This is a genomic window from Candidatus Methylomirabilota bacterium, assembly GCA_035764725.1.
Classification (GTDB): Bacteria; Methylomirabilota; Methylomirabilia; order Rokubacteriales; family CSP1-6; genus DASRWT01.
Genome location: DASTYT010000114.1, coordinates 1 through 4,130, shown reverse-complemented (window position 1 = coordinate 4,130; position 4,130 = coordinate 1). Strand labels below are relative to the sequence as shown.

Sequence of the window (4,130 nt, the reverse complement as noted above, 5' to 3'; positions counted from 1 at the left end):
GTTGCAGCCCGTTCGTGGGACGGTCCGGGCTGCTAGAGCCCTGGTGACCCCGGCGGGATTCGCAGGGGCTAGCACGGTGGAGTTCCAGGGCGTAATCCGCATCGCCTAACAAGGCTCCACCGCACCGCCCTCTCCCTAGAGCGCTCGAGGAAAGGGAAAAGCAGGACGCCGCTGACCGCTCTCGGCAGGCTCGCCCGCGCCGCCTCACAGCCGGCGCGTGATTGCTCGAGCGCGAGCGTCCGCAGTGTCCTCACTGCGGCTGAGACCGTCGTTGGGAGCGGCGGAGAGTGGGCGACAGAAACAATGCGGAGGGCCGACGATGGCTCGTCCGGCGCGAACCGCGCGAGCCACGTCGTCGCCTGGCAAGCACCGGCTTGCCCATCGGTGAACAGGAGAACCCGTACGGCTTCTCTTAGCTAACGTGACCGAGCATGGCGCCCGACCCGTGCCAGTTTCGCGATCACATCGCATGACGTAAGGCCACGGCGAGCGGCCGCATCATTGAGCGCCGCTTGAACTGGTGCGCTTCCATCTTCTGGATGATGTCCGCGAGCATGCGGGTGGCACTGGCGATGTGCGGCCCTTTACCCAGCATCACGCATTCCGCACGCATCGCCATCGCCGCGTCGGTGACTTCCGCCCGGGTCGGCACGCCGGTCTGCGCGGCGGAATCGAGAACTTGGGTCGCCCAGATCACCGGCAGATGACACGCCTCACCAAAGCACAGCAGCTCCTCTTGGATTTCGGCAAGCCGCTCGAAACTGAGCTCCACGGCGAGATCTCCTCGAGCAATCATGAGACCGACCGGATGGTACTTCAGGGCTTCGAAGAGGATGCCGGGCAGATTGCGCAGGACGCCCCGCGTCTCCAGCTTCAAGATCATGCCGAAGTTGGACTTGCCGGCCGTGTTGATGCGCTCCCCGATCACCGCCACGTCGCGCGGGGCATTCACGAAGGACACCCCGACCCCATCCGCCTGCTCCAGCGCGAAGGTGAGGGCCGCCTCATCCTGTGGGCTGACGCCGACCGTCCTTAGGGACAACGTGCTGTCGGGGAACGCGACGCCCTTCCCTGAGCGCAATCGTGTCGGTGACTTCACCGTGCGCTGCACAGTGCACACGAGGCCATCGGGGCGGCGCGAGTGGACGACGGCAACGATCTTTCCGTCGTCCAGGATCACCCGCTCCCCGGGCTCCACCTGCTCGAGTAGTGCGGGCTCCGGGAACGCGAGGACGTTGTCGGACGGATCAGGGCTTTCCCCGCTGGCATTGAGCAGAAACGTGTCCCCCGGGGAGAGCTCAAGGGCCCTGGGCTGACGGGGCAACATCCCGATCTCGCCAGTGCCCTGCACCGAATCACCACGTCGCCATTCTAGCGGCAAGCCCGAGCGCAGGTAAAGCGAGCGATCGCACTCGGCGCGCACGACGTCGCCCCATCCGCCTCGTACCGTGAGTTCGCGCGGTCGCCCCGCGGCATCGGTGAACGTGATCGTGTCTCCTGCCTTGAGCGCGGCGAGCCATCCGGCTGGCACCGGCACCTCGGGCCCGTCGTGATACTCATCCACGAGCCGGACCTCGGTGGGAGCGACCGTCCGCCCCTCATGGTCCTTGCGGCGGGGCAGATGGAGGACGACATCCTCGAGCGTGCGGATTTCGGTGCGCAGCTTCGGTCCCGGAAGATCAACAAAGATGCACCCCCGTTTGCCCTGTGCCGCGGCGCACGCCTTGAACGTGGCGGCGATGGTCGCCCACTCGGTCGGCGACTCGTGGGCCCCGTTGATGCGCAACACGTCGGCCCCCGCTCGAATCACTTCGGTGGCCCACGTGGGGGTGACCTGCTCGGCGTCCGGGGCGGTCACCATGATGAATACATGGCGCTCGGCGGGCCGCGGGCCGAGCAGCGCGTAGGTGTTCTCGTGCAGGAGCCTCTCGGCTCGGGATCGATCGAGTGGATCTGGCACGAGCTCTTTCTCACCGCTGAGCCACGCGCAGACGCGGAGCACCGTGTCGCGCACATGACCTTCCGAACGGCCCAGTGACGAGAGTCCGGCCGCCGCGAGTCCCAATTGAAGGCGGCGGATGTCTCGACGGCGCAGGCCGAGGTAGTGCGCGAGGTTTCGGGCGCTCAGCTGATGCTTCGGCAGCGCCGCCTCCAGCCGTGACCGGTTCCGCGCTTCCTCCGCGTCGATCAGGCTCTTGACGGCCAGCACCTGGTCGAGCAGGTTGGCCTCGGGGTCTGTCACGGGTTCACCCTCGCGAAACAGCCCAGAACTGAGCGTTGGGATCAGCGCCGCGACACATGGCGCTCAGGATCTCCATTCGCACCCGAAGTACAAGTTTAGCACGGTCTAGATGGGCTTCCGCTAGGGCGACGCTCGATTTCCCGCTCGCCACGGTCTGGAGCCGGCTGAGCCGCAACCAGACCATCACTTCGCTCTTCAAGGCGTTCACGATCGCCCTCGGCCTGATCGCCGCGGTCGGTGCGCTCGGCTGCCAGAGGACAGCGACCCGACTGACCCCTTGAACGGCCTGCGTGAGCAGTTCCAGACGCTTGGCGACGAGCTCCGGGAGGAGCATGGACAACCCCGTGATATTGCCACCCGGCCGCGCAAGGCTGGTGACGAGCCCGACCTCAACCGGATCGCTCGCAGCAGCGAAGAAAATGGGGATCGTCCTAGTCGCTTGCTTGGCGGCCAGGGCATGGAGTACGCCTGGGGCCACAATGATATCAACGGATCCGTGACAGCTCCGGTGAGGCGCTATACGATGCGTGCACGAGCACCACGTCAGGCCGCTCGCGCGCGAGCGTCGACAGAGCGGCGTCCGTCTCGTCCCTCATGCGTGTTGAGACAGGCATGGAGTGCACCCCGTTTGGACTGCTCACCGTGGGGACGTAAGATGCGACAGGAGGCCCCATGGGCGAACACCGGCGGAAGGCAGACGGCCGACGCGTCTTCAGCACGGAGTTCAAGCGGACGACGGTCCAACGGATCCTGACCGGCGAGAAGACGCTCGCCGAGCTCAGCCGTGAGCTGGACATCTCCCCAAGTGTGATCCGCAACTGGAAGCGGTTCGCCGAGGCCGGGGCGACGACGGCGGTGCAAGCCAGCGAGGACGTGGTCCCGGCCAGCCACTTGCGGGAGGCCTACGCCAAGATCCGGGAGCTCGAGCGCGCGCTGGGCCGCAAGACCATGGAGGTCGAGATCCTGCGCGCGGCCCAGGAAGTCGTAAAAAACACGCCGTCGTTGCGCAGAGAGTCCGCGCGGTGACGCCCTATTCGATGACCGCGATGTGCTCCGTCCTCGGCCTGGCCCGGCGCAGCGCGTACTACGTGGCCCGGGCGCGCCCTGGCGGCCGCGATCAGCGCCTCGACGACGCAACCGTGCTGCAGCAGATCCACGCGGTGACCAACAGCCGCGCCACCTATGGCTACCGCCGCGTGTGGGCGATGGTGAACCGGACCGTCCGGGCCGGCTACAATCGCAAACGCATTCGACGGGTGATGCAGCGGCACGGGTTGATGCTTGCCCCGCGCGTCCATCGCCGGCACGGGCGGCCGCACCTGGGCCGGATCCAGCAGCCGGCGTCCAACCAACGCTGGTGCTCCGACGTCTTCTTGCTGCCCTGCTGGAGCGGCGAGGTGATCTCGGTGGCCTTCGCCATCGACTGCCACGATCGCGAGATGCTGGCCTACGTCGCGTCGCCGCGGCCGCTGACGGGGGGCGACATCCGCACGCTCATGGATCGCGCCCTCTGGGCGCGCTTCGGAGAAGCGACCCTCAAGGCGCCACACGCAATTCAATGGCTCAGTGACAACGGTCCGCAATACACAGCGACGGCCACGGGGCTCTACGCGCACGAGCTGGGCCTGGCGCCGATCACCACACCGGCGTACAGCCCGCAGAGTAACGGCCTGGCCGAGGCTTTCGTGAAGACATTCAAACGAGATTACGTGGACGGCGCGGAGCTGCGCGACGCGGAGTCGGTGCTGGCGCAGCTCAACACCTGGTTTGAGGACTACAACACCCGGGCGCCCCACTCGGCGCTCGGGATGCGCAGCCCGGCCGACTACCGGGCCGAGCAGCTCACCCTAAGCTCCTCGCGGTGAGCAGAAGAACGGGGTGCACTCCA

At 66.9% G+C, this 4,130-nt stretch carries 3 protein-coding genes; 2 read left to right on the top strand and 1 reads right to left on the bottom strand.

The features are described from left to right. Window positions 1-460: 460 nt before the first annotated feature. Window positions 461-2,242 carry a pyruvate kinase gene (locus tag VFX14_18375; GenBank protein ID HEU5191656.1) on the bottom strand — a complete coding sequence of 594 codons (1,782 nt, stop codon included), beginning with the start codon at window positions 2,240-2,242 and terminating at the stop codon, window positions 461-463. Window positions 2,243-2,914: 672 nt separating this feature from the next. Between VFX14_18375 and VFX14_18370 the strand changes: the two genes are divergently transcribed. Beyond that, window positions 2,915-3,268 (top strand): transposase, encoded by a 354-nt coding sequence (locus tag VFX14_18370; GenBank protein ID HEU5191655.1) that lies wholly within the window; start codon window positions 2,915-2,917, stop codon window positions 3,266-3,268. Next, window positions 3,265-4,107 (top strand): IS3 family transposase, encoded by an 843-nt coding sequence (locus VFX14_18365; protein ID HEU5191654.1) that lies wholly within the window; start codon window positions 3,265-3,267, stop codon window positions 4,105-4,107. Before VFX14_18370 ends, VFX14_18365 begins: the two co-directional genes overlap by 4 nt. The last annotated feature ends 23 nt before the right edge of the window (window positions 4,108-4,130 follow it).

What these genes read in the sequence shown, in the direction of transcription:
- VFX14_18370 (HEU5191655.1), top strand. Translation starts at nt 2,915, where the DNA reads ATGGGCGAACACCGGCGGAAGGCAGACGGCCGACGCGTCTTCAGCACG.